Here is a 2,128-nt window from a genome sequence, read left to right as displayed (position 1 = left end):
CGGGCGGTGGACGGTGTGGTGGTGGAGGGTGTCGAGGTCGTCCGGCTCTCGGACATCGCCGGTGCCCTGGCCGCCCAGCCCACCACCCGCCCCGCGGTCTCCCTCCACCGGGAGGCCCCCTTCTGCGTCCTCTACACCTCCGGCTCCACCGGTCGGCCCAAGGGCGCGCTGCTGCACAATCACGCGATCACGAACCGCCTCCAGGGCATGGTCGAGCAGTATGACTTCCACGCCGGGGACCGGATCGTCCACAAGTCGCCGCTCGGTTTCGACCCGCACATCTGGGAGTGTTTCGTCCCGCTGATGACCGGTGCCCGGGTCGTGATGGCCGTCCCCGACGGGCACCGCGACCCGGACTATCTGCTGGACCTGTGCGAACGGCACCGCATCAGCTGCTGCGACGTGGTGCCCTCCATGCTGCGCGCTCTGGTGGAACACGGCGGGCTCCCGTCGCGTGCGGGCACGCTGCGCCTGATGCTGTGCGGTGGCGAGGAACTCCCACCCGACCTGGCCGCGGAGTTCCTCCGCCAGTTGCCCGGCACCGCGCTGCACAACATGTACGGGCCGAGCGAGACCACCATCGACGCCACCACCCACCACGTGACCGCACCCGTCCCCACGGAACGCATGCCCATAGGCCGGCCCGTGCCCGGCGCCCGGGTGTATGTGCTGGACGAGGGGTTGCGGGTGGTGCCGGTCGGGGTGGCGGGTGAGCTGTGCATCGGCGGGGTGCCGCTGGCGCGTGGTTATCACCGGCGGCCGGGGCTGACGGCGGACCGGTTCGTGCCGGATCCCGGCACGCCTGGTGGGCGGTTGTACCGGACGGGTGATCTGGTGCGGTGGCGGGCCGACGGGACCGTGGAGTACCTGGGCCGGCTGGACCACCAGATCAAGATCCGGGGGCAGCGGATCGAACCGGCCGAGATCGAGGCCGCGTTGCAGGACCACCCGGTGGTCGGCCAGGCGCTGGTCACCACGGCCCCCGACCCCTCCGGCACCCCACAGCTCGTCGCCTACCTCACCAAGACCGCGGGAGCGGCCGAGGTCACCGCCGGCGAACTGAGGGCATTCCTCGCCGAACGGCTCCCCGTCGCGATGCTCCCCGCGTCCCTCGTACACCTGGACACGTTCCCCCTCCTCGCCAACGGCAAGGTCGACCTCGCCGCGCTGCGTTCCACCCCCGGCACCCCGCTGGTCGCCCGGTCCGTGTACGAGCCGCCCGCCGACGCACTGGAGACCGTCCTCACCGACCTCTGGGCGCAGGTCCTCGGCGTGCCGAAGGTCGGGGCCCAGGACGACTTCCACGACCTCGGCGGACACTCCCTGCTCGCCACGCAAGTGGTCTCCCGTATGCGCGCGATGCTCCGCGTGGAGGTCACGCTGCGCTCTTTCGTCGGTGTCTCCACGGTGCGCCAACTGGCCGGCGCTGTCCGAGAGTCGGCGCGGGCGGACGGTCTCGACGCGGACCGGATCGCCGACCTCGTCCTGCAGATCAGCCGACTGGAGGCGGGCGAGGTCACCCAGCGGCTCCAGGACCTCAGCGCCCGTTCCTGAGCACAGCACGCACACCCTCAGTCGTCTTTCACCCTTACCTCACCTCACACCGGAGGTCCGCGCCATGACCCTCGCACCCTTCTCCGCAGAGCAGCAGAAACTGCTCGACCAGCTCCTCGACCAGCAGGGCGTCAGCCGCAAGGACAGCGCCATCTCCCGGCGTTCCGACCCGGCTGCCCCGGCTGCCCTCTCCTTCGCCCAGGAGCGCCTTCACTTCTTCGACCGCATCCAGCCGGGCTCTCCGCTGTACTCCATGATCGGCCTGGTCCGACTGCGCGGCACCGTCGACACCGCCGTGCTGGAGAGCGCCCTCGGCGCGGTCGTGGACCGGCACGAGGTGCTCCGCACCGTCTTCCGCGAGGAGGAGGACGGGACGGTACGGCAGGTCGTGCGGGAGCACGCGCACGTTCCGCTTCCGGTGACCGACGCGTCGGAGCAGGGCGAAGCCGCCGTACGGGACCGCGTCCAGGAAGAGGTCTCGCGCCCGTTCGACCTGTCCGAGGGGCCGTTGTTGCGGGGGTCGTTGCTGCGGGTGGGGGTGGACGAGTGGGTGTTGGTGCTGTGTGTGCATCAC

2 protein-coding genes are annotated in these 2,128 nt (G+C 71.0%); both read left to right on the top strand.

The window, feature by feature from the left end; translation table 11 throughout:
* On the top strand, positions 1–1,554 hold a 1,554-nt coding region (locus tag ACIBK5_RS43585; RefSeq protein WP_399029084.1), incomplete at its 5' end, for an amino acid adenylation domain-containing protein.
* A gap of 64 nt (positions 1,555–1,618) precedes the next feature.
* Positions 1,619–2,128: condensation domain-containing protein (locus ACIBK5_RS43580; RefSeq protein WP_399029082.1), on the top strand; the 510-nt coding region annotated here is incomplete at its 3' end.

Source organism: Streptomyces sp. NPDC050546 (assembly GCF_044457425.1).
Classification (GTDB): Bacteria; Actinomycetota; Actinomycetes; order Streptomycetales; family Streptomycetaceae; genus Streptomyces.
Note: the sequence above shows the minus strand (reverse complement) of the source record. Positions and strands in the feature narration are given on the sequence as shown.